This window comes from Nonomuraea endophytica (assembly GCF_014203235.1).
GTDB lineage: Bacteria > Actinomycetota > Actinomycetes > Streptosporangiales > Streptosporangiaceae > Nonomuraea > Nonomuraea endophytica.
In genome coordinates, this window is sequence record NZ_JACHIN010000013.1 from 297721 (window position 1) to 323434 (window position 25714).

The 25714-nt window shown below is 69.7% G+C and carries 22 protein-coding genes; 14 read left to right on the forward strand and 8 right to left on the reverse strand.

What is annotated here, in order from left to right:
• Positions 1-10: 10 nt before the first annotated feature.
• Genes lysX through HNR40_RS39655 form a run of 3 tightly spaced genes read left to right on the forward strand, consistent with a single transcriptional unit; the run spans position 11 to position 6298 of the window.
• The gene (gene lysX, locus HNR40_RS39645; protein WP_184970826.1) at positions 11-3208 is read left to right on the forward strand and encodes a bifunctional lysylphosphatidylglycerol synthetase/lysine--tRNA ligase LysX; all 3198 of its coding nucleotides are present in this window, start codon (positions 11-13) and stop codon (positions 3206-3208) included.
• A 58-nt stretch (positions 3209-3266) separates the two neighbouring features.
• Positions 3267-5636: a serine/threonine protein kinase gene (locus HNR40_RS39650; RefSeq protein ID WP_184970828.1), complete on the forward strand. Its 2370-nt coding sequence runs from the start codon at positions 3267-3269 to the stop codon at positions 5634-5636.
• Between the two features lie 50 nt (positions 5637-5686).
• Positions 5687-6298, forward strand: coding sequence for an SIMPL domain-containing protein (locus HNR40_RS39655; RefSeq protein WP_312896680.1), 612 nt, complete (start codon positions 5687-5689; stop codon positions 6296-6298).
• A gap of 4 nt (positions 6299-6302) precedes the next feature.
• Here the strand turns inward: HNR40_RS39655 and nadA are convergent, their stop codons facing one another.
• Complete coding sequence (nadA, locus tag HNR40_RS39660) at positions 6303-7436, reverse strand: quinolinate synthase NadA (RefSeq protein WP_184970830.1); 1134 nt, start codon at positions 7434-7436, stop codon at positions 6303-6305.
• 184 nt (positions 7437-7620) lie between these two features.
• Here nadA and HNR40_RS39665 point away from each other — a divergent pair, with 184 nt between their 5' ends.
• Both HNR40_RS39665 and HNR40_RS39670 read left to right on the forward strand, forming a co-directional pair.
• Positions 7621-7974, forward strand: a complete 354-nt coding sequence (locus HNR40_RS39665; RefSeq protein WP_184970832.1) for a HesB/IscA family protein — start codon at positions 7621-7623, stop codon at positions 7972-7974.
• A 176-nt stretch (positions 7975-8150) separates the two neighbouring features.
• The gene (locus tag HNR40_RS39670) at positions 8151-9137 is read left to right on the forward strand and encodes a carbohydrate kinase family protein (RefSeq protein WP_184970835.1); all 987 of its coding nucleotides are present in this window, start codon (positions 8151-8153) and stop codon (positions 9135-9137) included.
• Positions 9138-9198: 61 nt separating this feature from the next.
• On the opposite strand, the gene HNR40_RS39675 is transcribed toward HNR40_RS39670, so the two are convergent.
• From HNR40_RS39675 to HNR40_RS39685, 3 genes are all read right to left on the reverse strand, one after another.
• The gene (locus tag HNR40_RS39675; protein ID WP_184970837.1) at positions 9199-9615 is read right to left on the reverse strand and encodes a CBS domain-containing protein; all 417 of its coding nucleotides are present in this window, start codon (positions 9613-9615) and stop codon (positions 9199-9201) included.
• Positions 9616-9684: 69 nt separating this feature from the next.
• Positions 9685-9930, reverse strand: a complete 246-nt coding sequence (locus HNR40_RS39680; protein WP_184970839.1) for a sulfurtransferase TusA family protein — start codon at positions 9928-9930, stop codon at positions 9685-9687.
• Entirely contained in the window at positions 9927-11060 is a 1134-nt protein-coding gene (locus tag HNR40_RS39685) for a cysteine desulfurase family protein (protein ID WP_184970841.1), read from the reverse strand. The genes HNR40_RS39680 and HNR40_RS39685 overlap by 4 nt, the downstream gene beginning before the upstream one ends.
• Before the next feature lie 199 nt (positions 11061-11259).
• On the opposite strand from HNR40_RS39685, the gene ctaC reads away from it, so the two are divergent.
• The 5 genes from ctaC to HNR40_RS39710 all read left to right on the forward strand — a co-directional run bounded on the left by ctaC (position 11260) and on the right by HNR40_RS39710 (position 17081).
• Entirely contained in the window at positions 11260-12036 is a 777-nt protein-coding gene (gene ctaC / locus HNR40_RS39690) for an aa3-type cytochrome oxidase subunit II (RefSeq protein ID WP_312896681.1), read from the forward strand.
• A complete protein-coding gene (ctaD, locus tag HNR40_RS39695) occupies positions 12033-13685 on the forward strand; it encodes an aa3-type cytochrome oxidase subunit I (RefSeq protein ID WP_184970845.1) in 1653 nt (550 codons plus the stop codon). The genes ctaC and ctaD overlap by 4 nt, the downstream gene beginning before the upstream one ends.
• The gene (locus HNR40_RS39700) at positions 13685-14098 is read left to right on the forward strand and encodes a cytochrome c oxidase subunit 4 (RefSeq protein ID WP_184970847.1); all 414 of its coding nucleotides are present in this window, start codon (positions 13685-13687) and stop codon (positions 14096-14098) included. The genes ctaD and HNR40_RS39700 overlap by 1 nt, the downstream gene beginning before the upstream one ends.
• A 142-nt stretch (positions 14099-14240) precedes the next feature.
• Positions 14241-15437 carry a L,D-transpeptidase gene (locus HNR40_RS39705; protein ID WP_184970849.1) on the forward strand — a complete coding sequence of 399 codons (1197 nt, stop codon included), beginning with the start codon at positions 14241-14243 and terminating at the stop codon, positions 15435-15437.
• A gap of 102 nt (positions 15438-15539) precedes the next feature.
• Entirely contained in the window at positions 15540-17081 is a 1542-nt protein-coding gene (locus tag HNR40_RS39710; protein ID WP_184970851.1) for an MFS transporter, read from the forward strand.
• 346 nt (positions 17082-17427) lie between these two features.
• Here the strand turns inward: HNR40_RS39710 and trpD are convergent, their stop codons facing one another.
• Both trpD and HNR40_RS39720 read right to left on the reverse strand, forming a co-directional pair.
• Positions 17428-18474, reverse strand: coding sequence for an anthranilate phosphoribosyltransferase (gene trpD, locus HNR40_RS39715; RefSeq protein WP_184970854.1), 1047 nt, complete (start codon positions 18472-18474; stop codon positions 17428-17430).
• A gap of 10 nt (positions 18475-18484) precedes the next feature.
• A complete protein-coding gene (locus tag HNR40_RS39720; RefSeq protein WP_184970982.1) occupies positions 18485-18883 on the reverse strand; it encodes a hypothetical protein in 399 nt (132 codons plus the stop codon).
• Between the two features lie 207 nt (positions 18884-19090).
• On the opposite strand from HNR40_RS39720, the gene ctaE reads away from it, so the two are divergent.
• The 4 genes from ctaE to qcrB are packed head-to-tail and all read left to right on the forward strand — an operon-like array spanning position 19091 to position 23314.
• Complete coding sequence (ctaE, locus tag HNR40_RS39725; RefSeq protein ID WP_184970856.1) at positions 19091-19738, forward strand: aa3-type cytochrome oxidase subunit III; 648 nt, start codon at positions 19091-19093, stop codon at positions 19736-19738.
• A 14-nt stretch (positions 19739-19752) separates the two neighbouring features.
• On the forward strand, positions 19753-20562 hold the full coding sequence (gene qcrC / locus HNR40_RS39730; protein WP_184970858.1) for a cytochrome bc1 complex diheme cytochrome c subunit: 810 nt from the start codon (positions 19753-19755) through the stop codon (positions 20560-20562).
• Positions 20559-21659 carry a cytochrome bc1 complex Rieske iron-sulfur subunit gene (gene qcrA, locus HNR40_RS39735; RefSeq protein WP_184970860.1) on the forward strand — a complete coding sequence of 367 codons (1101 nt, stop codon included), beginning with the start codon at positions 20559-20561 and terminating at the stop codon, positions 21657-21659. Before qcrC ends, qcrA begins: the two co-directional genes overlap by 4 nt.
• The gene (qcrB, locus tag HNR40_RS39740; RefSeq protein WP_184970862.1) at positions 21656-23314 is read left to right on the forward strand and encodes a cytochrome bc1 complex cytochrome b subunit; all 1659 of its coding nucleotides are present in this window, start codon (positions 21656-21658) and stop codon (positions 23312-23314) included. Before qcrA ends, qcrB begins: the two co-directional genes overlap by 4 nt.
• A gap of 341 nt (positions 23315-23655) precedes the next feature.
• Here qcrB and HNR40_RS39745 read toward each other — a convergent pair whose 3' ends face one another.
• Both HNR40_RS39745 and HNR40_RS39750 read right to left on the reverse strand, forming a co-directional pair.
• Positions 23656-23943 (reverse strand): Lrp/AsnC family transcriptional regulator, encoded by a 288-nt coding sequence (locus HNR40_RS39745; protein WP_184970864.1) that lies wholly within the window; start codon positions 23941-23943, stop codon positions 23656-23658.
• A 10-nt stretch (positions 23944-23953) separates the two neighbouring features.
• Positions 23954-25660 (reverse strand): DEDD exonuclease domain-containing protein, encoded by a 1707-nt coding sequence (locus HNR40_RS39750; protein ID WP_184970866.1) that lies wholly within the window; start codon positions 25658-25660, stop codon positions 23954-23956.
• Positions 25661-25714 lie beyond the last annotated feature (54 nt).

Below are 25714 nucleotides of genomic sequence, written 5' to 3' on the forward strand. Positions count from 1 at the left end.
TATCCGGTCAATGACGACACGCTGGGGGTGGGTGCCGAAGGTCCTGGCCGGGACCCTGGCCGCCCTGGCCGTCTACTGCGCGCTGATCGCGCTGATCCGGCCCCTGCACGCGTTGCTGCGGCCGGTCACCGACACCTTCAACGACCTCGTCTTCCCCGCCGAGCCCAACCTGGCCTACGCCGTCTTCCTCGCCCTGCTGGCCGGGGCCGTCGCCCGGCGCAAGCGGGCCGCGTACCGGCTGATGCTGGTTTTCCTGGTCTTCACGCTGGTGCTGCTGGCGCTCTACGGGCTGATCGTCTGGCTGGAGCCGGAGGCGGGCGATGACTACCCGGTCTGGCGGGTCGCGGTCAACTTCGGCGTGACGCTCGTCCTGCTCGTGCTGCTGGTGGCCGCGCGCGCGGAGTTCTTCGCCAAGACCCAGCGGGCCGCCTTCCGCAAGGCGCTGCTGACGCTGGCGGCCGGGCTGCTGGTCTCGATCGGCGTCGGGTACGCGCTGATCAGCGCCTTCCACGGCACGCTCCGGCGGCAGGACCGGCTGCCGTGGGTGATCGAGAAGGCGCTCGGCGGCGCGATCACGCTCGACTTCGACCGGGTGGGGTACGGGCCGGCCTGGGTGGCGTTCACGATCGGGCTGCTGAGCGCGATCGCGCTGCTGTGGGCGTTCGCGGTGCTGTTCCGCTCGCAGTGGGCCATCGCCGAACTGCTGCCCGCCGACGAGGCCGGGATCCGCCACCTGCTGGCCGCCGAGGGCGAGCGCGACTCGCTCGGCTACTTCGCCACCCGCCGCGACCGGGCCGCGATCTTCTCGCCGAGCGGCAAGAGCGCGATCTCCTACCGCGTCGTCAGCGGGGTGAGCCTGGCGGGCGGCGACCCGATCGGCGACGTGGAGGCGTGGGAACCGGCCATCGCCCGCTGGCGGCGCCAGGCCGAGGAGTACGGCTGGACGCCCGCCGCCATCGGCGCCGGCGAGGAGGGCGCCCGCGCCTACGCCCGCGCCGGGCTCAAGGTCCTGCAACTCGGCGACGAGGCGGTCCTGCACGTGGCCGCCTTCACCCTCGGCGGCCGCGAGATGCGCGGCGTGCGGCAGGCGGTCAACCGGGTCGGGCGCGCCGGATACACCCTGCGGGTACGCAGGCACGCCGAGCTGTCACCCGAGGAGATGCGCAGCGTCATCGCCAGGGCCGACGCCTGGCGCGACACCGAGACCGAGCGCGGCTTCTCCATGGCGCTCGGCCGGCTCGGCGACCCCGCCGACGGCCGCTGCGTGCTCGTCGAGGCGCTCACCGCCGACGGCGACGAGGCGGCGATCCTGTCGTTCGTCCCGTGGGGCGAGCGCGGGCTCTCGCTCGACCTCATGCGCCGCGACCGGGGGGCCGACAACGGGCTCATGGAGTTCATGGTCACCGGCCTGGTCGAGCGGGCGCCCGAACTGGGCGTCGAGCGGATCTCGCTCAACTTCGCCGTCTTCCGCGCCGCCTTCGAGGAGGGCGCCAGGATCGGGGCCGGTCCGGTGCTGCGGGCGTGGCGGCGGCTGCTGCTGTTCTTCTCGCGCTGGTGGCAGCTGGAGTCGCTCTACCGGTCGAACGTGAAGTACCGGCCCGAGTGGGTGCCGCGCTTTCTCGCCTACGCCGACAACCGCGACCTGCCCAAGGTCGGGCTGGCCTCGGCGGTGGCGGAGGGGTTCCTGGCCGGTCCGAGCCTGCCCACGCTGCTGCGGCGCGGTGAGGGCCGGGCGGTCGAGCCCGTGACGCCGGTGGCCCTGGAAGCGCCCGCCGCCGAGGCCCCGCCCAAGGCCGCCGCCGCGCCGCCGGAGCAGGACGGGGTCAGGGCGGGGAAGCTGGCGCTGGTCGCGGAGCCGTACCCGGTGAACTTCCCGCGCACGCACACGACGGCGCAGGCCGGGCGGGTCGGCGAGAGGGTGGCGGTGGCCGGGCGGGTGATGCTGGTGCGCGACCACGGCGGCATCCTGTTCGCGACGCTGCGCGACTGGGCGGGGGAGCGGCAGCTCATGATCACCGATCCGGAGCTGCTGGCACGCTGGCGGCGCGTCGTGGACCTCGGCGACCACGTCGGGGTCCACGGGCGGGTCGAGAGCTCCGCCACGGGCGAGGTCTCCGTGCTGGCCGAGGACTGGACGCTGACCGGCAAGTGCCTGCACCCGCTGCCCGACAAGCGCCGCGGGCTGACCGACCCCGAGGCCCGCGTGCGCCGCCGCCACCTCGACCTGATCACCTCGCCCGCCGCGCGGGAGATGCTGCGGGTACGCGCCGCCGCCGTCCGGGCCCTGCGCGACGGCCTGGTACGGCGGGGCTTCCTGGAGGTCGAGACCCCGATCCTGCAGCCGGTGCACGGAGGGGCCGGCGCGCGCCCGTTCCGCACCCACATCAATGCCTACGACCTGGACCTGTACCTGCGGATCGCGCCCGAGCTCTACCTCAAGCGGCTGTGCGTGGGCGGGGTGGAGCGGGTGTTCGAGCTGGGCAGGACCTTCAGGAACGAGGGCGTGTCACACAAGCACAACCCGGAGTTCACCATGCTGGAGGCCTATCAGGCCTACGCCGACTACCGGGACATGCTGGACCTCGCCCGCTCGCTGATCCAGGAGGGCGCCCAGGCGGCGCTGGGCGGGCAGATCGTGCAAGGGGTGGACATCTCGGGCGAGTGGCCGGTCGTCCCGGTCAACCAGGCGATCTCCGCCGCCGCCGGTGAAGAGGTCACCGCGGCCACCGGGGCGCCGGAACTGCGGAAGCTCTGTGACCGGCTCGGCGTGCCGTACAACCCGAAGTGGCGGCGCGGGGAGCTGGTCCTGGAGCTGTACGAGCGGCTGGTCGAGGCGCGGACCACCGCGCCCGCCTTCTACGTCGACTTTCCCGCCGACGTCTCGCCGCTGACGCGCCCGCACCGCGACGATCCCCGGCTGGCCGAGCGCTGGGACCTGGTGGCGTTCGGGGCGGAGCTGGGCACCGCCTACTCCGAGCTGGCCGATCCGGCCGAGCAGCGGCGGCGGCTGACCGAGCAGTCCTCGCTGGCCGCCGGGGGCGATCCCGAGGCGATGGAGCTGGACGAGGACTTCCTGGCCGCGCTGGAGTACGCGATGCCGCCGACCGGCGGGCTCGGACTCGGCGTGGACCGGCTCGTCATGCTCCTGACCGGCGCGCCCATCCGCCAGACGCTGCCTTTCCCGCTGGTACGTCCCGCAAAGAGATGACGAGATTGCCAGACACCCACCACAATGGCCGGGAAAGTCGCCAAATGTGGGGGTGGGGATGCCGGAGCTCGTTGCCCTGCGGGCGGGAGACCCCGGCAGGGTCGGGGCCTACAACCTGACCGCCCGCCTGGGCGAGGGCGGACAGGGCACCGTCTACCTCGGCGAGAACTCCGCCGGAGGCCAGGTCGCCGTCAAGCTGCTCCGCGCCGACCTGGCCGGGGACGAGGACGCCTCCGAGCGCTTCGTCCGCGAGGTCGCCATGGCCCGCCGGGTCGCGCCCTTCTGCACCGCCCAGGTGATCGAGACCGGGCTGCTGAACGGCCGGCCGTACATCGTCAGCGAGTACATCGACGGGCCGACCCTGCACGAGGTCGTCCAGCGGGAGGGGCCGCGCTCAGGCCCCGCGCTGCACCGCCTGGCGATCGGCACCGTCACCGCGCTCGTCGCGATCCACCAGGCCGGGATCGTGCACCGCGACTTCAAACCGTCCAACGTGGTGCTCGCCGCCGACGGCCCGAGGGTGATCGACTTCGGCATCGCCAAGGCGCTCGACCTCACCTCCACGCTCACCGCCACCGCCATCGGCACCCCCGCGTTCATGGCGCCCGAGCAGCTCACCGACGCGGTGCCCGGTCCCCGCGCGGACATGCACGCGTGGGCGTCCACGATGTTGTACGCCGCCACCGGGCACACGCCCTTCGGGGCCGACAGCCTGCCCGCCATGGTCAACCGCATCCTCAACGCGGCGCCCGACATCAGCGGCATCGCCGATCCGCAACTGCGCGCGCTGGTCCAGGACTGCCTGGAGAAGGACCCGAACCGGCGGCCGAGCGCGGGGGACGCGCTGATGCGCCTGCTGGGGCACGCGCCGGGCGGCCCGTTCGGGCAGGCGCCGGGTTCGGGCCCGCCGTCACCCGGCCTGCTGGTCGAGGGCACGGCCGTGGCAGCGGGACCGGGCGGGGCCCCCTTCGCACCCCCGGACGCCCGCCCCCAGAGCGGCCCCAACGCGATGCCACCGGGCCCCGGAACGCCGCACAACACCGGGATGCCGCCGGGCCCCGGCATGCAACAAGGCCCGGGGACGCAGCAGAGCCACGGTATGCAGCAAAGCCCGGGTATGCAGCAGGGTCCTGGGATGCAGCAGGGTCCTGGGATGCCGCAGCGGCAGGGGGCGCCGCCGACGCCACCGCCGCCGGGGATGCCGCCCGGACAGCGGATGCCCGGTCAAGGAGTGCCTCCCGGTCACGGAGTGCCTCCCGGGCAGGGGACGTGGGTTGGGCCGCCGGCCGTACCGGCTGCTCATCTGCCGCCCCCGCAGCACTCGCGGCCCCTGCGCCAGCCACCGCCCACCAGGCCGCGCGGCATGCGCACGGGCTGGGTGATCGCGGCGGCCGCCGTCGCGGTGCTGGTGCTGGCGGTCGTCGGCGTGGTCACGGCCACCCGGATGGCGGGCGGCCCGGTCACGACCTCGGCCACCCCCAGGACGTCCCGCCCGGCCACGCCCGCCCCCACCACCGCCAAGAACCCCTCACCGCCACCGGCGGCGACCAAGCGGTTCACGCTGCCGGGAACGGTGGTGACGGTCGAGGAGCACGACGACGACCCGATCAAGCTCGTCTCCTACAGCGCCGACAGCGGCAAGCGCGTCTACGTCAGAAAGGCGGGCGCCGACCGCTTCGTGCTCAACCGCGCCTACTTCGAGTACGCGCTCAACACCACCGGCACCCGCGCCCTGGCCACCGACGCCGACTACAGCAGCGACGGCTACTCCCAGGTCTCGATCGTCGAGCACGTCACCGGCGTCAAGCGCACGATCAAGCTGACCGCCGCCCCCGTCTACCCGAGCGCGCCGCGCTGGTCGCCGGACGGCAGGCTGGGCCTGTTCACGCTGTACAAGGCCACGGACAACGACAGCATCCCGTACGGCTACGCCATCCTCGACATCGCCACCGGCAAGCCCAGCGTCTTCCAGGTCAAGGACATCAACACCAGCACCTACGACTACTTCTGGGACGGCGACGGCGAGTCTGTCGGCAACTGGGCGAACGGCGACATGCGCTTCTTCGACCTCGAAGGCAGGCCGCTGGCCCGCACTCTGCCCGAGGGCGGCCACCCGCTGTGGGTCGAGAGCGACGTGCTCTCGCCCTCGGGCACCCACTACCTCGCCTACTGCGACGAGGCGGGCAGCAGCCTGTGCGCCAAGCCCGTCTCCGGCCGGGGCGAGAGCAGGCCGCCCATCCCGATCCAGACCAACCGGCTGATCGGCTGGTGGGACGAGGACCACGTGGCGATCTGGCGTGTGCACGCCGGCGGCTACCAGGCCGTGGTCGTCGACATGAAGGGCGACACGACGCGGGTCCTGGCCACCGCGCCCAAGAAGAAGGACTTCGACGCCATGGGCTTCCTCTACACGCGAGGAGCGCACTAGGCGCTTAGGATCAAGAAGGCCCGAAGCTCCGGACTCCTCAGGGGGTACACGTGGACAGCCAGCAGATCACCGTGCTCGGTCAGGGCGCGGTCTCGGCCGCCCCGGACGCCATGCGGCTCAACGCCGGCGTCGAGGTGCGCAAGGCGAGCGCCGGTGAGGCCTTCGCCGCCGTCCGCGCCGCCGCCGTCCGGCTCCTGCGGACGCTGACCGAGGCGGGCCTGGACGCCAAGGACCTGCGCACCAGCGAGCTGTCGCTGGGACCCGAGTACGAGAACTACCCGAAGGTCTCCGCCTACCGCGCCGCCCAGGGCGTCGAGGCGGTGGTGCGCGACCTGTCGCAGGCCGACCGGATCATCGACCTCGTGGCGGGGGTCGGCGAGGAGGCCAGGCTCAACGGCGTCAGCTTCGAGATCTCCGACCCGGTCTCGGCGCTCAAGGACGCGCGCGACCGGGCCTTCAAGGACGCCAGGGCCAAGGCGGAGCAATATGCGGGCCTGGCCGGCCGCCCGCTCGGCCAGGTCGTGTCCATCAGCGAGGAGGCCGACGCCCCGCCGCGGCCGATGATGATGGCCGCGGCGGCCATGGCCGACCAGTCCTCGATCAGCCCGGGTGAGCAGTCCGTCACGGTGTCGGTCCGGGTCGTCTACGCCTTCGGCGGCTGAGCCGTTACGGCAGCGCCAGCATGCGGTCGAGGGCCACCTTGGCCCAGTGGGCGGTGTCCGCCTCGACGGTGATCTGGTTGACCGTCTCGCCCAGGGCGAGCGACTCCAGCGCCCACACCAGGTGGGGCAGGTCGATCCGGTTCATGGTGGAGCAGTAGCAGACCGTCTTGTCCAGGAACGAGACGCTCTTGTCGGGGAACATCTGGGCCAGCCGCTTGACCAGGTTCAGCTCGGTGCCGATGGCCCAGCTGGACCCGGCGGGAGCGGCCTGGAGCGTCTTGATGATGTACTCGGTGGAGCCCACGTAGTCGGCCTTCAGCACCACGTCGTGCCGGCACTCCGGGTGCACGAGCACGTTGACGCCGGGGATGCGGGCGCGCACGTCGTCCACGGACTCGGCGGTGAAGCGCCCGTGCACCGAGCAGTGGCCCTTCCACAGGATCATCTTCGCCCCGGCGACCTTGCCCATGTCGTTGGGCCGGTGCGGGTTCCACAGCACGCAGTCCTCCAGCGACATGCCCATCTCCAGCACCGCGGTGTTGCGCCCGAGGTGCTGGTCGGGCAGGAACAGCACCTGCTTGCCCTGCTCGAACGCCCACTCCAGTGCCCGCTTGGCGTTGGAGGAGGTGCACACGACGCCGCCGTGCCGTCCGCAGAAGGCCTTGATGTCGGCGCTGGAGTTCATGTACGTGACGGGCACGACGTCGTCGGCCAGCCCCGCCTCCTCCAGCGCCTCCCAGCACTCCTCCACCTGGTCGAAGGTGGCCATGTCGGCCATCGAGCACCCGGCCGCCAGGTCGGGCAGCACCACACGCTGGCCCGGCCCGGTCAGGATGTCGGCCGACTCGGCCATGAAGTGCACGCCGCAGAAGACGATGAACTCCGCCTCGGGCCGGGCGGCCGCCTGCTGGGCCAGCTTGAAGGAGTCACCGGTCACGTCGGCGAACTGGATGACCTCGTCGCGCTGGTAGTGGTGGCCGAGCACGAACACGCGCTCGCCCAGCGCCGCCTTCGCCTTGCGCGCCCGTTCGACCAGGTCAGGGTCGGAGGCGGCGGGAAGCTCGCCGGGACAGTCGACGCCGCGCTCGCTGCCCGCGTCAGCGCTCCTGCCAAGGATGAACAGCTGGGTGGTGGTCATGGCCGAACCCCTTATCGTCGGATTGACGATACTCATGATGGCATACGCTTCCCGGAGCTTTGCCGTACCCCACCCCTTTTGAGGGGGTACGGCCGGCCGCACCGACGGTGGGGAATGTGAAGAGGTCGGCCGGTGTTGCTAACGTCTTAGTAGGAAGTCAGAAACAGACCGCGGGAGTTCGCACATGACGGTTGAGAGCAGCGAGACCACGACGCAGGGCCTGATCCTGACCGACGCGGCCTCGGCGAAGGTCAAGAGCCTGCTGGAGCAGCAGGGTGAGGAAGGCCTGCAGCTGCGGGTGGCCGTCCAGCCCGGTGGCTGTTCCGGCCTGCGCTACCAGCTCTTCTTCGACGACCGTTCGATGGACGGCGACGTGGTGACCGACTTCGGCGGCGTCGGTGTCGTGACGGACCGGATGAGCGCGCCGTACCTGCTGGGCGCGACGATCGACTTCGTCGACACCATTGAGAAGCAGGGCTTCACCATCGACAACCCCAACGCCACCGGCTCCTGCGCCTGTGGCGACTCCTTCAACTAAGAAGGCGTCAACGCCGATCCGCCCCGGACCGCCTGAGGGCGCCGGGGTTGTGGTCGTCGTCCAGCCGGTCTGGTGGCCGGTTGGTGGGAGGCCGCGTTCACCTTGGTGTGGACGTGGCCTTCGCATATCCTCGTGAGGCTCTACTTGGCCTGCAGACAACGAGGAAGAAGAATCCCGTGCGCATCGCCGTCACCGGCTCCATCGCGACAGACCATCTGATGACGTTCCCAGGAAGCTTCGGCGATCAGCTCATCGCCGAACAACTGGATCGGGTGTCACTTTCGTTCCTGGTCGACGACCTGCAGATCCGGCGGGGAGGCTGTGCGGCGAACATCGCGTTCGGCATGGGCTGCCTGGGCTTGACCCCCATCCTTGTGGGCGCGGTCGGCTCCGACTTCGCCGACTACCGCTCCTGGCTGGAGCGCCACGGCGTCGACTGCGACTCGGTGCACGTGTCGGAGACTCACCACACCGCCAGATTCCTGTGCACCACCGACGAGCACCACAACCAGATCGCCTCCTTCTACACGGGCGCGATGGCCGAGGCCAGGAACATCGAGTTGCAGCCGACCGCCGCCCGCGTGGGCGCGCTGGACCTGGTGCTGATCAGCCCCAACGACCCCGACGCGATGCTCAGGCACACCGACGAGTGCCGCCAGCGGGGCATCCCGTTCGCCGCCGACATCTCCCAGCAGCTGGCCCGCATGGCCGACGAGCAGATCCGTCAGCTCGTCGACGGGGCCGCGTACCTCTTCTCCAACGACTACGAGAAGGGGCTCATCGAGCAGAAGACCGGCTGGTCCGACGAGGAGATCCTGGACCGCGTGGGTGTGCGCATCACCACGCTCGGCCCGAAGGGCGCCGTCATCGCGCGCAGGGGCGAGCCGTCCATCCAGGTCGCGCCCGCGCCCGAGCTCGGCAAGGCCGACCCGACCGGCGTCGGCGACGCCTTCCGCGCGGGCTTCCTGTCGGCGCTGGCGTGGGGCCTGTCGCTGGAGCGCTGCGGCCAGGTGGGCAACCTCACCGCCACGCACGTGCTGGAGCGCGTCGGCGGCCAGGAGTACGAGCTGGGCCAGCGGTCCTTCATGGAGCGCTTCACGGCCGCCTACGGCGCCGAGGCGGCCGCCGAGGTCGCCGGCCACGTGAAGTGCCACTACGCCTGACCCCGGCGACGGGCGCGGCCGTCAACGCCGCGCCCGCTCCTTCCCCGCTACGGCCGGGCCGTCAGACGCCCGCGTAGACGCGGTGCACGAACCCGGCGAGCTGGTCGTCCGGCAGGTGCTTGGCCAGGTCCGCCTCGCTGATCATCCCGATGATGCGGTGGTTCTCGATCACCGGCAGCCGGCGGATCTGGTTCTCCTCCATCCTGGCCAGCGCCTCCTCCACGGTGGCGTCGGCCGGGACCCACACCAGCCCGGTGGCCAGGTCGCCGGCGGTGACCCTGGACGGGTCGTGGCCCTCGGCGATGCACTTGGTGACGATGTCCTTGAGCCGGTCGTCGGAACCGCAGATCGGCAGCGCTCCGACACCCCGGTCGCGCATCATCTGCGCCGCCCGGTCGAGCGTCTCGTGGGCGGCGATGCACTCCACGCCCGCGCTCATCAGGTCGCGGGCGGTCTCGTGCGGGTGTCCAGCGGTCATCGGATTCCCCCCGAAAAGAGATGACGTACCTGGACGTTCTACCCCTTTGACCTGCGCGCCACCCCGGGGTCAGTAGTTGCGGCGGACGTGGATGGCCCAGCCGCCCCCGGGCAGCTCGTACGTGCCCACGTGCGGATGCGACTTCAGCCGGCACCAGGCGGGCACGTCGGTATAGGCGGCCGGGTCGTCGGCCAGCACCGCCACCACCGCGTTGAGCGGAACGTGGTTGATCTGCTCGGCGAGCATGATGATCGGGATCGGGCACTTCTTCCCGAGCGCGTCGATCGTCAGTGCGGGCTGAGTCACTTCTGTCATGCCACTCCTGCGTCCTGCCGGATCCGGCGCACCATGTCGGGAAGGACCTCCAGGAACCTGTCCACCTCGGCCGAGGAAGCGCCACGGGGCAGCGAGACCCTGACGTTCCCGTGGGTGAGCACGCCCATCGCCTCCAAAACATGCGATGGTCGAAGCGTACTAGCGGTGCACGAGCTCCCGGACGATACCGCGAATCCCGCCTTGTCCAGCTCGGTGAGCAACACCTCCCCGTCGACGTACAGACAGGAGAAGGTGACGATGTGCGGCGCCCGCTCGATCGGCTCCCCGATGACCTCCACGTCGGGGACGATCTTCGGCACCGTGTTCCTGATCCGGTCCACGAGGGCCGACAGCCGCGAGTTCTCCTGGGCCGCCTCCGCGCTCATCGCGCGCAGCGCCGCCGCCGCGGCCACGATCGCCGGAACGTTCTCATAACCGGGCACCCGGCGGCGCTCGCGCTCGTCCTCCGGCAGGAACGAGCGGAACCTGGTGCCCTTGCGCACCGCCAGCACGCCCACCCCGGCCGGTCCGCCCCACTTGTGCGCGCTGGCCGTCAGCACCGACCAGCCCTCGGGCATCGGCAGCCGCCCCGCGGTCTGGGCCGCGTCGACCAGCAGCGGCACCCCGTGCTCACGGCAGGCCGCCGCCGCCTCGGCCACCGGCTGGAGCGTGCCGACCTCATGGCTGGCGGTCTGCAGGCAGGCGAGAGCGGTGCCCTCCGCCGCGACCGCCGCCGTGAAGGCGGGCAGGTCGACGCGGCCGCTCAGCCCGACGCCCACGGTCTCGACCGTGCCGCCGTCGCGCTCGTGCACCCCGGCCGCGTGCAGGACGCTGGAGTGCTCGACCGCGCTGGTGACCAGATGGCGGCCGGTACGGCGCCGCCCGTGTAGGGTGCCGAGCACGCCGAGATGCACGGCCTGCGTGCCGGACGAGGTGAACGACACCTCGTCAGGACGCGCGCCGAGCGCCTCTGCCACCTCCGTGCGGGCCTGCTCGAGCAGCATGTGCGCGCGGCGGGCCTGGTTGTAGAGCCGTGCCGGATCGGCCCAGCCGACGTCCAGGGCCGCCAGATACGCCTCGCGTGCCTGGGGGTGAAGCGGCTCGGTGGAGGCCGCGTCGAAGTACGCCACGCGACTTATCGTCCCACTCCCGGCGCGCCATCGAGGGGGCGGGCGGGAGGGCGGGGCCCCTCCGCGCTAATGTGTCTGCAATCAGCTGTGCATTTGGAAATACGAGCGCCCAGGAGTGACTCCTGGGCTTCATCTGTGGGGTAGGCGATCCGTGAGTCCGACTCGCCGTTCGACGCGGCGTTCGTTGGTCCGGGGCAGAGTGCCACGCGCCGCCGCTTTGGCGTTGCTGCTGGCCTCCGCTACGGCGTGTGCGAATGATGTCCCCGAGGCCGACTGGTCCAGCGGCCTCCTGCCGAAGGGCGTGACCGAGCAGGGCAATGTCGTCGAGAGCCTCTGGAACGGGGCCTGGATCGCCGCTCTCGCCACCGGTGCCGTCGTCCTGGCCCTGATCCTTTGGGCATGCGTCTTCCACCGCAAGCGGAACAAGTCGGCCGAGCTGCCGCCGCAGGTTCGCTACAACCTGCCGATCGAGATCTTCTACACGCTCGTTCCGCTGGTCATGGTGTCGGTGTTCTTCTTCTACACCGCGCGTGACAGCAACACGCTGGAGAAGGTGTCGGCCACTCCCGACGTCAAGGTGAAGGTCGAGGCCTTCCAGTGGAGCTGGCGCTTCACCACCGAGGTCGGCGGCAAGAAGCTGACGCCCGTGGTGGGCCAGCCGGTCAGCGACTACAGGCAGGGACCGCAGCTCGTGCTGCCCGTCGGCAAGACGGTCCAGTTCGACCTGTCCTCGCCTGACGTGATCCACTCCTTCTGGGTGCCCGCGTTCCGGTTCAAGCGTGACGTGATCCCCGGCATCAAGGAGGGCAACCCCGGCAGGGTCTTCGAGGTCAAGACGCTCAACGAGCCCGGCGTTTACGCAGGTCGTTGCGCGGAGCTGTGCGGCGTCGACCACAGCCGCATGCTGTTCTCGGTGAAGCTCGTTGCGCAGGATGAATACGACAAGTACCTCGCACAGGCCGGGAGCACCCAGTGACCGCCATCCAAGAGCCGATCACCACGGCGCGACCGACTCCCAAGGGCCGGATCATCGCGAAGTGGCTTTCCTCGACCGACCACAAGATCATCGGTCACCTGTACCTCATCACGTCGTTCGCGTTCTTCCTGATCGGCGGCGTGATGGCGCTGATCATGCGCGCCGAGCTGGCGCAGCCGGGCCTGCAGTTCACCTCGAACGAGCAGTTCAACCAGCTGTTCACCATGCACGGCACGATCATGCTGCTGATGTTCGCGACGCCGCTGTTCGCCGGCTTCGCCAACGAGCTGATGCCGCTGCAGATCGGCGCCCCCGACGTGGCGTTCCCGCGGCTGAACATGGTCAGCTACTGGCTCTACCTGTTCGGCAGCATCATCGCGGTGTCCGGGTTCTTCACCCCCAACGGCGCGGCCAGCTTCGGCTGGTTCGCCTACACGCCGCTGTCGAACGCGATCAGCTCGCCGGGACTCGGCGGTGACCTGTGGATCATGGGCCTGGCGCTGTCCGGCCTGGGCACGATCCTCGGCTCGGTCAACTTCATCACCACGATCATCTGCATGCGCGCGCCGGGCATGACCATGTTCCGGATGCCGATCTTCACCTGGAACGTGCTGCTCACCAGCATGCTCGTGCTGATGGCCTTCCCGGTGCTGGCCGCCGCGCTGCTCGCCCTGGAGGCCGACCGCAAGCTCGGCACCCACATCTTCGCCAGCGAGACCGGAGGCGCGCTGCTCTGGCAGCACCTGTTCTGGTTCTTCGGCCATCCCGAGGTGTACATCATCGCGCTGCCGTTCTTCGGCATAGTCACCGAGGTCCTGCCGGTCTTCAGCCGCAAGCCGATCTTCGGTTACATCTCCCTGGTCGCCGCGACCATCTCCATCGCCGGTCTGTCGATCACGGTCTGGGCGCACCACATGTTCCCGACCGGGCAGGTGCTGCTGCCGTTCTTCTCGTTCATGACGTTCCTCATCGCGGTGCCGACGGGCGTGAAGTTCTTCAACTGGATCGGCACGATGTGGCGGGGACACCTGTCGTTCGAGTCGCCGATGCTCTACTCGGTCGGCTTCCTGGTGACCTTCCTCCTGGGCGGCCTGACCGGCGTCATCCTGGCCTCGCCGCCGCTCGACTTCCACATCTCCGACACCTACTTCGTGGTCGCCCACTTCCACTACGTGGTCTTCGGCACCGTGGTGTTCGCGATGTTCGCCGGCTTCTACTTCTGGTGGCCCAAGTTCACCGGCAAGATGCTCGACGACCGGCTCGGCAAGCTGCAGTTCTGGCTGCTGTTCATCGGCTTCCACACGACGTTCCTGGTCCAGCACTGGCTCGGCGTGCTCGGCTTCCCGCGCCGCTACGCCGACTACAGCCCGGCCGACGGCTTCACCGACCTCAACATGATCTCGTCGGTGGGCGCGTTCGTCCTGGGCATCTCGGTGCTGCCGTTCTTCTACAACGTCTGGAAGACCGCGCGCAGCGCGCCCAAGGTCACCGTGGACGACCCGTGGGGCTACGGCGGCTCGCTGGAGTGGGCCACCTCGTGCCCGCCGCCGCGGCACAACTTCACCTCGCTGCCGCGCATCCGCTCCGAGCGGCCCGCGTTCGACCTGCACTACCCGCACGTTTCGGCCAAGCAGGAGGTTGAGGCCTGATGAAGGTACAGGGTTGGCTGTTCCTGCTCTGCGGCCTGTTCTTCGCCGCCGTCGACGTCGCCTACTGGTTCTGGACCAAGTCGGCGACCGGGCAGGGCGAGCCGGTCGGCACCACGGCCATGGCCATCTCGGTCGGCTTCGCCTTCATGATCGGCTACTACCTGATGTTCACGGCGCGCCGCATCGGCGACCAGCCGGAGGACAACAAGCAGGGCGAGATCAGCGACGGCGCCGGTGAGATCGGCTTCTTCAGCCCGAGCTCCTGGTGGCCGCTGTTCCTCTGCCTGGCGGCGGCCTTCGCCTTCGCCGGGTTCGCGATCGGCCTCTGGATGTTCCTGATCGGGCTGTTCATGGTCGTCATGGCCATGATCGGGTTCGTTTTCCAGTACTACCGGGGCAACTTCTCCCACTGAGCCTGCGATAACGGGTGTTCTCCTCCGAACCGGGGGAGGGCACCCGTTTTTCGCGTTTTTTACCGCTTGCCATACGTGGCGTTTCGCTCACTGAGGGTAGTAACGGGACGTGAGCGGAGTGATCACATACGGGGGAGTTGTCGTGGGGCGCGTAACGACTGGATCGGCCGGGCTGCTGGCCCTGGCACTGGCGACCGCGTGCTCAGCGAGCAACGCGGCCGGAGCGGACGAGGGCCCGAGCCCGGTGGCGGCCGCGGCGGGAACCACCACCGTGTCGGTCGTCCCGGCCAACCAGGCGGTGAACATCGGCACCGACGAGACCGTGATCGTCGCCGCGCCGGGCGGGGGCACGCTGAAGAGCGTCCGCGCCACCGGCCCCGGCATCACGCTGCCCGGCGTGCTCAGCGCCGACGGCACCCGCTGGCGCAGCACCCGCACCACCAAGCCGGGCACCACCTACACGATCGCCGTCACGACCGGCGACGGCAAGCAGACCACCAGCACGTTCACCACGGTCAAGGCCACCAAGAGCTTCGAGATCGAGCAGCTGACCCCGCACAAGGACAACACCGGCCTGACCGTCGGCGTCGGCATGCCCATCATGATCGCCTTCGACCGGGCCATCACCGACCGGGTCAACGTCGAACGCAACCTCTACGTCAGGGCGAGCAAGCCCGTCGAGGGCGCCTGGCACTGGTTCGACGACCGGCACGTGGACTTCCGCCCCAAGACGTACTGGCCGGCGCACACCAAGGTCCGCCTCGAAGCGCGCCTGGCCGGCGTGCGCGGCGCCCCCGGCATGTACGGCAAGCGCGACCACGTCCTCGACTTCAAGATCGGCCGCGAGCAGATCACCAAGGGCAGCACCGACACCCACTACCTGACCGTGCGCCGCGACGGCAAGAAGATCCGCGACATCCCGATGAGCGCCGGCCAGGGCGGAGTCTGGAAGTACCACACGACCTCCGGCGTCCACCTGGCGATGTCCCGCGAACCGGTCACCGTCATGATCTCGCCCGGCATCGGCCCCGGCTCGGCCGGCTACTACCGCATGGTCGTCTACAACACGGTCCGCATCTCCAACAGCGGCGAGTACGTCCACAGCGCCCCGTGGTCCGTCGGCTCCCAGGGCTACTCCAACGTCAGCCACGGCTGCGTGAACATCAGCCCGACCAACGCCTCCTGGTTCATCAGGAACACCCTGATCGGCGACCCGATCATCATCACGGGCACGCCGCGCAAGCTGGAGCCCACCAACGGCTGGGGCCACTGGCAGGAGGACTGGAAGCAGTGGCTGCAGTGGAGCTCGATCAAGGCGGGCCGCACCGACGCGATGTAGCGCCGCCGGTCATGTAGAGAACGCGCGTGCCGTTCCGACTCTCCCGTGAAAGCAGGAGAGACCTCTTCCGCGAAAGCGGGGGAGACGACGGAAGGACGCGCCATGACGGCGACGAAAGCGGGACGCCGCGAATGGATCGGGCTGGCGGTGCTGGCCCTGACCTCACTGCTGGTCTCCATCGACGTGTTCGTGATGCTGCTGGCCCTGCCGCACCTGGCGGCCGACCTGGGCGCGAGCAGCACCCAGCAGTTGTGGATCACCGACATCTACGGGTTCGTGCTGGCCGGGTTCCTGGTGACGATGGGCACGCTCGGGGACCGGATCGGCCGCCGCAGGCTGCTGCTGATCGGCGCCGCGGCCTTCGGCCTGGCCTCGGTCGCGGCCGCCTACTCCACCAGCCCCGGCATGCTGATCGCCGCGCGGGCGCTGCTGGGACTGGCCGGGGCGACGCTGGCGCCGTCCACGCTCGCGCTGATCAGCAACATGTTCACCGACGCCCGCCAGCGAGGGCTGGCCATCGGGGTATGGCTGGCCTGCTTCATGGGCGGCGCAGCGCTGGGCCCGATCGCCGGCGGCGCGCTCCTTGAGCACTTCTGGTGGGGTGCGGCGTTCCTGCTGGGCGTGCCCGCGATGGTGCTGCTGCTCATCCTCGGCCCGGTGCTCCTGCCCGAGTACCGCGCCCCATCGGCCGGCCGGATCGACCTCGTCAGCGTCGCACTCTCGCTGGCCGCCATCCTTCCGGTGATCTACGGCCTCAAGGAGATCGCCAAGCACGGCTTTCAGCCTGCCGCCCTCGCCTCCCTCGCCGTGGGCCTGGCCATGGGCATCCTGTTCGCCCGCAGACAGGGCAGGCTCGCCCACCCGCTGCTGGACCTGAAGCTGTTCACCCGCCGTGCCTTCAGCACCGCCCTGGCCGGCATGATGGCCGCCACCCTGCTGATGGGCGCGCTCATGCTGTTCCTCACCCAGCACCTGCAACTCGTCGAGGGCCTGTCGCCGCTGGCCGCCGGCCTGTGGATGCTGCCCGCCGTAGCCGCCAACGGCGTCAGCTTCCTGCTCTCGCCGCTGCTCGCCCGCCGCGTCCGCCCCGCCTACCTCATCGGGTACGGCCTCGCCGTCTCGGTCACCGGCCTCCTGGTCATCACCCAGGTGGACGCGGTCTCCGGCCCGCTGACGTTGGCGACCGGCTGGATCCTGATCAACCTGGGCGCGGGCCCCCTGGTGACCCTGAGCACCGACCTGGTAGTGGGCTCGGTCCCGCCGGAGAAGGCAGGCTCGGCCGCGGCCCTGAACGAGACCAGCGGCGAACTCGGCTTCTCCCTGGGCATCGCCATCCTGGGCAGCCTGGGAGCCGCCCTCTACCGAGGCTCCCTCACCCTGCCCGACTCCCTGGCCCCAGCCGTGGAGACGGCCTCCAGAGACACGCTGGCGACCGCACTGGCCGCCGCCGAAGGAGTGGGCGGAGAAACGGCCGCAGCCCTCGTGACGACCGCCAGAGAGGCCTTCACGACCAGCCTGAACGTGGTGGCATTGGTCGCCGCGGTGGCCCTGGCCGCCATGGCCATCCTGATAGCCCGTCTCCTCCGCCACATCCCACCCACCCAGCCGGCCTCAACAGAGGAACTCACCCAGGCAGCCCACTAACCCCTCGAACCAACCCAGATCACCCTTGAGACCCCTGATTCGGAAGACCTGTGGGAGGGGTGTCCGTGAGACGGGCACCCCACACGGGTTTGCACGCCGAGGCGTGGATGCCAGTGAGACGGAGACCCGCACGGTTTCTGCGGCGCCGCGCGGTGGGGTGGTGGTCGGTGGAGGTCGGCGCCGTTGGGCGGTGGCCGGGGTGGGGCACGGTGGCCGGTCAAGGGCGGAGTCGTAGCGGCGAGCGACCCTGTGAGCCCTCACGACCGGCGCTCGACAGACCTCAGCTCACGACGGCGAGTCCGGGCAACCACGGCGAAGCCGTAACAGATAGAAGAGCCCTTGATTGTCACAACGGCCGATGAGAACGACTGGTCTCGATCCAGCGGTCCAAGGTGGCGGCGGCGCGGCCGGAGTCGATGGCTTGGACGGCGCGCGCATAGCCGTCGATCATGGCCGAGTCGAGGTCGTCGCCCGCACCGTCGAGCGCGACCAGCGCCGCGGCCGTGTTGAGCAGGACCGCGTCGCGGATCGGGCCCTTGTCGCCGCGCAGCAGGTTGTGCACCGCCTGGGCGTTGAAGTCGACGTCGCCGCCGCGCAGCGCGCCCACCTCGGCACGCGGGATGCCCAGCACCGCCGGGTCGAACGTGGTCTGCGTGGCGGTGCCGTCCCTGACCACCCACACCGTGGACGTGGTCGCGATGGTGAGCTCGTCGAGGCCGTCGTCGCCGCGGAAGACCAGCGCCGAGACTCCGCGCTCGGCGAACACCCCGGCCAGCACCGGCAGCATGTCGGAGTCGTAGACGCCGATGGCCTGCGCGGTGGGGCGGGCGGGGTTGGTGAGCGGGCCCAGGAAGTTGAAGACGGTGGGGACGCCCAGCTCCTTGCGCGGCGGACCGGCGAAGCGCAGCGCCGGGTGGTAGACGGGCGCGAAGCAGAAGGCGATGCCGGCCTCGCGCGCCACGCCGGCCGTCTGCTCGGGCGTCAGGTCCAGGCGGATGCCCAGGTGCTCCAGCACGTCGGCGGCGCCGCACGAGGAGGATGCGGCCCGGTTGCCGTGCTTGACGACGCGGGCGCCCGCGGCGGCGGCCACGATCGCCGCCATCGTGGAGACGTTCACGGTGTGGGCGCGGTCGCCGCCGGTGCCCACGACGTCCACCACGGGACCGTCCACGTGGAGCGGGGTGGCCAGGTCGAGCATGGTGCGCGACAGGCCCACGACCTCGGCCACGGTCTCGCCCTTGGCCCGCAGCGCGATCGCGAACCCGGCGATCTGGGCGGGGGTCGCGGACCCCGACATGATCTCCCGCATGGCCCAGGCCGTCTCGTCCGCGGTGAGGTGCTCTCCGGCGAGGAGGGCTGACAGCAGGGCCGGCCAGGTCGTGCGGGAGTCCATCGTCGGGTACCTACTTCGCGTTGAGTCGGGAGGAGGAACGGCGGCGCATGAGACCGGCGACGGCGTCGGCCAGCACGATCGGCTCGATCGGCTGGGGGACCACGGCGTCGGCCTTGGACCAGTCGGCCAGCCAGCGGTCGTCGCGGCGGGCGATGATGAGGCAGATGGGCGGGCAGTCGTAGACCTCGTCCTTGGCCTGGCGGGAGACGCCCATGCCGCCCGCGGGCTGGGTCTCGCCGTCGAGCACGGCCACGTCGATCTCGCCGGAGCCGAGCCACTGGTGCACCTTGGGCTCGGTGGCGCACTCGACGATCTCCACGAACGGCACGTCGGCCGCAGGGCGGCGCCCGATCGCCTGCCGCACCTTGTCCCGGGTGCCGGCGTCGTCGCTGTAGACGAGGACCTTCATGGTCTCGTCGGTGCTCCCAGTGGTGCTCACTGCTGCGCTCGCTATCGGTCGTAGAGGTAGGGTCAACTGGATCGTACCGGGGGCGTGGGACGGAATCCCAGGCCGCCGGGCCCGGCGGGTGATTTGCCCCAATTATCCCAGGTTGGTGGCGTGTTTGTTCCTGCTAACGGGGGGTCGTGCGCCGGACCGACCACAGGAACCGCAATAATGCTGCCCGTGGCGACAGCATCCGCAATAACTTCGACGACGACAGCACATTCGTCGCGCAGACCGAACCTGGTCAGCGTCGGGACGATCGTGTGGCTGTCCTCTGAGCTCATGTTCTTCGCGGCGCTGTTCGCGATGTACTTCACCATCCGGTCGGTGAGCATCGGTGACGGCTTCGAATGGGGCCCGTCCCTCCAGCCTGCGGGCACGGAGGCGGCTGCTCACCTGAACATCCCGTTCGCGACGGTCAACACGATCATCCTGGTTCTGTCTTCCGTGACGTGCCAGCTGGGCGTGTGGGCCGCGGAAAAGGGCCAGGTCGGCAAGCTCCGATTCTGGTACTTCGTCAGCTTCCTCATGGGCGCGGTCTTCGTGGCCGGCCAGCTGTATGAGTACGCGGAGCTGGCGAGCGAGGGCGCGACCCTGTCGGCGAACGCCTACACCTCGGTGTTCTACCTGACGACGGGCTTCCACGGCCTGCACGTGACCGGTGGCCTGATCGCGTTCCTGTTCATGCTGGGACGCACGTACGCCGCGAAGCGCTTCACGCATGAGCAGGCCACCAGCGCGATCGTCGTGTCCTACTACTGGCACTTCGTCGACGTCGTCTGGATCGGTCTTTTCGCGACCATCTACATCATTCGTTAAGGAACGGGATCTCTGTGACTAGGACCACCGCCTGGCGGCGGCATCCCCTCGCGAGATATGCCGTCCTGGTACTGGCCTTGGCGCTGATCGGGGTGGCTTACGCCACGCTCGTCCAGGGAAGCCGGCCGGCGGACGCGGCTCTCGCGTCCGGAAAGCTCGACGACGTCGCACAGGGCAAGAGCCTCTTCCAGGCCCACTGCTCCAGCTGCCACGGCCTCAGCGCGGAGGGCACCTCCACGGGCCCCACGCTCGTGGGCGTGGGCGCCGCGGCCGTCGACTTCCAGGTGAGCAGCGGCCGCATGCCGGCAGCGAACCCCGGCGCCCAGGCGCCGCGCAAGCCCACCCCTCGGTGGGTGAACGAGGAGACGACCCGCCAGCTGGCCGCATACGTGCAGTCGCTGGGCGGCGGGCCGACGATCCCCTCCAAGGACCAGGTCGACCCGGCCATGGGCAACGCGGCCAAGGGCGGTGAGCTCTTCCGCGCCAACTGCATCCAGTGCCACAACTGGGGCGGCGCCGGTGGCGCGCTGACCCGGGGCAAGTACGCCCCCAGCCTCAACGAGTCCTCTCCTCAGCAGATCTACGAGGCGATGGTCACCGGCCCGCAGGCGATGCCGGTCTTCAACGACACGACGATCACGCCGCAGGAGAAGCGCGACATGATCGCCTACATCACCGAGGTCCGCTCCCAGAGGGACCCCGGAGGGTTCGGTCTGGGCCGCATCGGCCCGGTCACCGAGGGTCTCGTGGCGTGGGTCGTGGGTATCAGCTTCATGGCGCTCGTCGCCATCTGGATCACCGCGAAGAAGCGGAAGAAGTCATGACAGACAACGAGCACGAGATCGAGCAGCCGGACGAACGCGTACCCAAGCGTGTCATCGGCACCCCCGCACCGGGCACCTCGATGCTTGGGGCCAAGGAGACCGTCGAGGACGCCGACGTACCCGGCGTGATGATCCCCGACGAGAAGTCGGCGCGTAAGGCAGAGAAGATCGTGGCGCTCTGCTTCACGATCACGTTCCTGTCGGCGATCGCCTTCATCATCCTCTACGTGCAGATCCAGGTCGGCACGCCGGAGTCGACGGGCCAGTCCAACCTGGCCCTCGGCGGCACGCTGACGCTGGCGCTGCTCGGACTGGCCGTCGGCATCACCGTGTGGGTGCGGTCGATCATGCCGAAGTACAACCTGATCCAGGAACGCCACGACCTGGCCACGGACGAGACGACCCGTGAAGAGGTCGCCGACACGTTCCTGCAGGGCGCCAACGAGAGCGGCTTCGTCAAGCGGCCGCTCCTTCGCCGCACGCTGCTGCTGGCCTCCGCGCCGCTGGGCCTGCTGCCGCTGGTACTGCTGCGCGACCTCGACAACTCCAAGATGACCGGCGCCAACTTCAACAAGCTCCTGCGCCACACCGTCTGGGCGGAGACGCGCAAGAAGCCGATGAAGCTCATCGTCGAGGGCACCGGGCAGCCGATCCGCGCCGCGGACTTCAACTCGCCGGGCGGCATCCTGTCGGTCGTGCCCGAGGGCTACGAGCACGACATGAACGCTCTGGCCAAGGCCACGCTGATCCTGATCAAGTTCAGGCCGGAGGACCTCAAGCCGGGCACGAACAAGAACTGGACGCACGACGGGATCGTGGCCTATTCCAAGATCTGCACGCACGTCGGCTGCCCCGCGGCCCTCTACGAGCAGACCACGCACCACATCCTGTGCCCGTGCCACCAGTCGACGTTCGACGCGGCCGACGGCGCCAAGGTCATCTTCGGTCCGGCCGCGCGGCCGCTGCCGCAGCTGAACATCGGTGTCGACGCCGAGGGCTTCCTGATTGCCAAGGATGACTTCAATGTCCCCGTCGGGCCCAGCTACTGGGAGCGCGGTGACGCCGAGCAGGCGGCCAGGGAAGGGAGCACGGCATGAGTGAGCTCACGTCAGTGCCCAAGGCCATCAGCGGGCCGTCGAGCTTCCTCGACGACCGGCTGGGGGCGGGCAACTTCCTCAAGCGCAACCTCCGCAAGATCTTCCCGGATCACTGGACGTACCTGCTGGGCGAGGTCGCGCTCTACTCGTTCATCATCCTGCTGCTGACCGGTACGTTCCTGACGCTGTGGTTCAAGCCGGGCATGGAGCACGTGATCTACGACGGCTCCTACGCCCCGCTCAAGGGTGTCGGGATGTCCCAGGCGTACGCGTCGTCGCTGGAGATCAGCTTCGACGTGCGTGGCGGCCTGCTGATGCGGCAGATGCACCACTGGGCCGCGCTGCTGTTCGTGGCCAGCATGATGGTGCACATGCTGCGGGTGTTCTTCATGGGCGCCTACCGCAAGCCGCGCGAGCTGACCTGGCTCATCGGCGTCATCCTGCTCACGCTGGCGCTGGCCGAGGGCCTGACCGGCTACTCGCTCCCGGACGACCTGCTGTCCGGCGCGGGCCTGCGCATCACCGAGGGCGTGGCGATCTCGCTGCCGCTGGTCGGCACGTACATCACGTTCTTCCTGTTCGGCGGTGAGTACCCGGGCATGGATGTCATCTCCCGGTTCTACTCGCTGCACATCCTGCTCATCCCCGGCATCCTGCTCGCGCTGATCGGCGCCCACGTGGTCCTCACCTGGGTCCAGAAGCACACGCAGATGCCCGGCCGCGGCGCCAACAACCACAACGTGGTCGGCGCGCCCTTCTACCCGGCCTTCATGCTCAAGGCCGGGGCGATGTTCCTGTTCACCTTCGCGCTCGTCGCGGGGCTCGGGACGTTCGCCCAGATCAACCCGATCTGGATCTTCGGGCCCTACAACCCGGCGGACATCTCGGCAGGATCGCAGCCCGACTTCTACATGGGCTTCCTGGAAGGCTCGCTGCGGCTCATGCCCGCCTGGGAGATCAACCTCTTCGGCACGGCCCACGCGGGCACGCTGCCACTGAGCGTGATCATTCCGGCGTTGCTGCCGATGGGCATCATCATGACGGGCCTGGCGCTGTATCCGTTCCTGGAACGCTGGGTGACCGGCGACCACCGCGCCCTGCACGTCTCCGACCGCCCCCGCAACAACCCGCACCGGACCTCGATCGGCATGTCGGCCATCGTGTTCTACGGCGTGCTGTGGCTGCTGGGCGCCAACGACGAGCTGTCGGCCAACTTCCAGATCAGCCTCAACGTGACCACCTACGTGGGCCGCGTGCTGGTGCTGGTCGGGCCGGTGCTGGCGTACATCATCACCTACCGGATCTGCCTCGGACTCCAGCGCTCCGACGCCGCGGTCATCGGCCACGGCGTGGAGTCGGGCGTCATCAAGCGGCTGCCGCACGGTGAGTTCATCGAGGTGCACACGGCCCCGATCGACACGGTCGAGGACTCGCTGCGCGCCAAGGAGCCGGTGCCGATGCTGCCGGTCGAGGAGGACAGCGCGGGCATCCCGCCCAAGGGGATGCGCGGGCCGCTGGGCAAGCTGCGCGCGGCCATGTCCAAGTCGTACGGCGGGGAGAAGATCCCTCTCGACGACGGCCACGGTCACGGCCACGACGACGACGAACATGCCGCCGTCGGCTCCGGCGACGACAAGTCCATCACCAGGCACTAGTTCACTCGCATAACACGAAGGGCCCGAATCACACGTTCGGGCCCTTCGTGCTTTCCTGCCGCGTTGTGGTGAGGGAGGCTGCGCCGATCGGAAGATCCGGAAGATCCGGGCACAAGACGTCGCGGGTTCGCGGGCAACCAAGGGAGGTTGTGGGTTCGCGGGCGCGTGTTACCCGTGGCCGTTGCGGCGGGGCGTTGTCCGACGTGAGAAGCGATCCCCCGACCTGCGCGAGCCCACGGCGGCGGGTGGTGGGGGCGTGGCCGGCCGTAATGGAGAAAGAGCCTTAAGGACCGTGCGGCGAGGATGCCATCAGGGCCGTCAGGAGCGACAGGGAAGAAAAGCTAGTCGGTCTCGGGCAGGCCGATGGAGAACGCAGACTCCAGGTCGTGTTTGGAGTAGGTGCGGAAGGCGATGTGGGTTTCGGTGTGGAGCACGCCGGCGACCTTGTTCAGGCGGCCCGGGATGACCTCGGCGATCTGCTCGTAGGCAGACACGCGGACCATGGCCAGCAAGTCGTATTCGCCGGTGATGGAGTAGACCTCGCTGACCCCGTCGATCTCGGCGATCGTCTGCGCGACCTCCGGGATGCGGTCGACTTCGGCGTTGATGTGAACGATTGCCGTGACCATGGCTGCCACCTTATCGCAGCGCCTTGTGGTCGAGTCCGCGGTAGGCCAGGTCGATGCGGGCCTTGTGGCGGGCGGCGCCGCGGGCGGGCAGGCTCCATTGGCCGTCCACCTCCACGAGGCGGGTGCCGGGGGACTCCAGCCAGCGCAGGATGCACTCCGTCTCCTCGGCGGTGGCGGCGTGGGTGGGGCCGGGGCCGGGGATGACGGTTTCGGCGGTGGCGACCAGTGACTCCACGTAGGGGACGGGGTGGGTGCCGCGGGGCATGACGCCGGCGGCGGCGAGGCGGCCGTAGCGGATGACGTGGATGTCCCAGCCGCCGTCGAAGGCGGGGCTGGCGGCGACCATCTGCGGGATGCCCGTCAGCGCGGCCAGGCGTTGCATGCGGGCCGCTGCGCGGATGAACGTGGCCAGGCGGTCGCGGTCGACGGAGGCCTCCTCGTAGCGCTGCTCGACCGACAGGCGTTCCATGCGGGCGCTGACGGCGGTGTAGACGGCGCCGGCGTCGTGTTGCATGGCGCGTCTGGCCGCCTCGGTGTGCAGGGAGTAGTCGGCGGGGCTCTCGTGGCCGGCGCACGGGGCGCCGCAGCGGCCCATCTCGTGCAGGACGCAGGCGGCGACGCGGGTGGAGGCGGTCAGGCGCTGGGTGCACTGGCGCAGCGGGACGGCCTCGTGCAGGGCCGTCCTGGCGTCGTCGGCGGCTCTGGCGCTGCTGAAGGGGCCGAGGTACGCGGCGTCGTCGTCACGCACCTCGCGCACGATCGAGAGCCTGGGGAAGGGCTCCTGGGTCAGCTTCAGCCAGACGACCTTCTCGGGGAAGCGGGAGCGGCGGTTGTAGCGGGGTTTGGCGCCGCCGATGAGGCGCAGCTCGCGTACCTCGGCCTCCAGGGCGGTGGCGCAGACCACGTGGCGCACGCGTTCGGCGATGCCGATCATCTCGCGCACCCTCGGGCGGGTCTCGCTGGCGGTGAAGTAGGAGCGGACGCGGTTGCGCAGGTTGTTGGACTTGCCGATGTAGAGGACCTCGCCGCGTTCGTCCTCGAACAGGTAGACGCCGGGGGCGTGCGGCACCGACTCGGCGAGGTGGCGCTTGCGCTGCTGCTCGGGTGTGGGGGCGCGGACGAACGACTTGAGCTCCTCCAGCGTGTGGACCTGGAAGGAGCCGGCCCGGCCGATCAGGCCGTGCAGGACGTCCACGGTGGCCCGCGCGTCCTGCAGGGCGCGGTGGCAGGGCTCGGTGGGGCTGCGGAAGAAGCGGGCGAGCGTGCCGAGCTTGGCGTTGGGCACCTCGTCGCGGGTGAGCACGCGGCGGGCCAGGTCGACGGTGTCGACCACCGGGTTGAGCGGGGGCGGATAGCCGAGCGCGGCGCAGGCGGCCTTGATGAAGCGGGTGTCGAACCCGGCGTTGTGGGCGACCAGGACGGCGCCGCTGACGAACTCCAGGAAGCTCGGCAGCACCGACTCGATGCGCGGGGCGGCCACGACCATGGCGTCGGTGATGCCGGTCAGCACCGAGATGAACGGCGGGATCGGTCCACCCGGGTCGACCAGCGTGGAGAACTCGCCCAGCACCTCGCCCGCCTTGACCTTCACCGCGCCTATCTCGGTGATCGCGTGCTCGGCGGGGGATCCGCCGGTCGTCTCAAGGTCGAAGACGACGAACGTGACTTCGCTGAGGGGAGTGCCTAGCTCGTCGAGAGTGCCTTGAACCGCGTCCACGAACCAAGACCATAGAAGGGGGGACCGACAGTTATCCGCCCGCATCCCCTGTCC

Coding starts and splice junctions, on each gene's coding strand:
- lysX (WP_184970826.1), top strand. CDS start 11: ATGACGACACGCTGGGGGTGGGTGCCGAAGGTCCTGGCCGGGACCCTG.
- HNR40_RS39650 (WP_184970828.1), top strand. CDS start 3,267: ATGCCGGAGCTCGTTGCCCTGCGGGCGGGAGACCCCGGCAGGGTCGGG.
- nadA (WP_184970830.1), bottom strand. CDS start 7,436: ATGACCACCACCCAGCTGTTCATCCTTGGCAGGAGCGCTGACGCGGGC.
- HNR40_RS39665 (WP_184970832.1), top strand. CDS start 7,621: ATGACGGTTGAGAGCAGCGAGACCACGACGCAGGGCCTGATCCTGACC.
- HNR40_RS39675 (WP_184970837.1), bottom strand. CDS start 9,615: ATGACCGCTGGACACCCGCACGAGACCGCCCGCGACCTGATGAGCGCG.
- HNR40_RS39680 (WP_184970839.1), bottom strand. CDS start 9,930: ATGACAGAAGTGACTCAGCCCGCACTGACGATCGACGCGCTCGGGAAG.
- HNR40_RS39700 (WP_184970847.1), top strand. CDS start 13,685: ATGAAGGTACAGGGTTGGCTGTTCCTGCTCTGCGGCCTGTTCTTCGCC.
- HNR40_RS39710 (WP_184970851.1), top strand. CDS start 15,540: ATGACGGCGACGAAAGCGGGACGCCGCGAATGGATCGGGCTGGCGGTG.
- trpD (WP_184970854.1), bottom strand. CDS start 18,474: ATGGACTCCCGCACGACCTGGCCGGCCCTGCTGTCAGCCCTCCTCGCC.
- HNR40_RS39720 (WP_184970982.1), bottom strand. CDS start 18,883: ATGAAGGTCCTCGTCTACAGCGACGACGCCGGCACCCGGGACAAGGTG.
- ctaE (WP_184970856.1), top strand. CDS start 19,091: ATGCTGCCCGTGGCGACAGCATCCGCAATAACTTCGACGACGACAGCA.
- qcrA (WP_184970860.1), top strand. CDS start 20,559: ATGACAGACAACGAGCACGAGATCGAGCAGCCGGACGAACGCGTACCC.
- qcrB (WP_184970862.1), top strand. CDS start 21,656: ATGAGTGAGCTCACGTCAGTGCCCAAGGCCATCAGCGGGCCGTCGAGC.
- HNR40_RS39745 (WP_184970864.1), bottom strand. CDS start 23,943: ATGGTCACGGCAATCGTTCACATCAACGCCGAAGTCGACCGCATCCCG.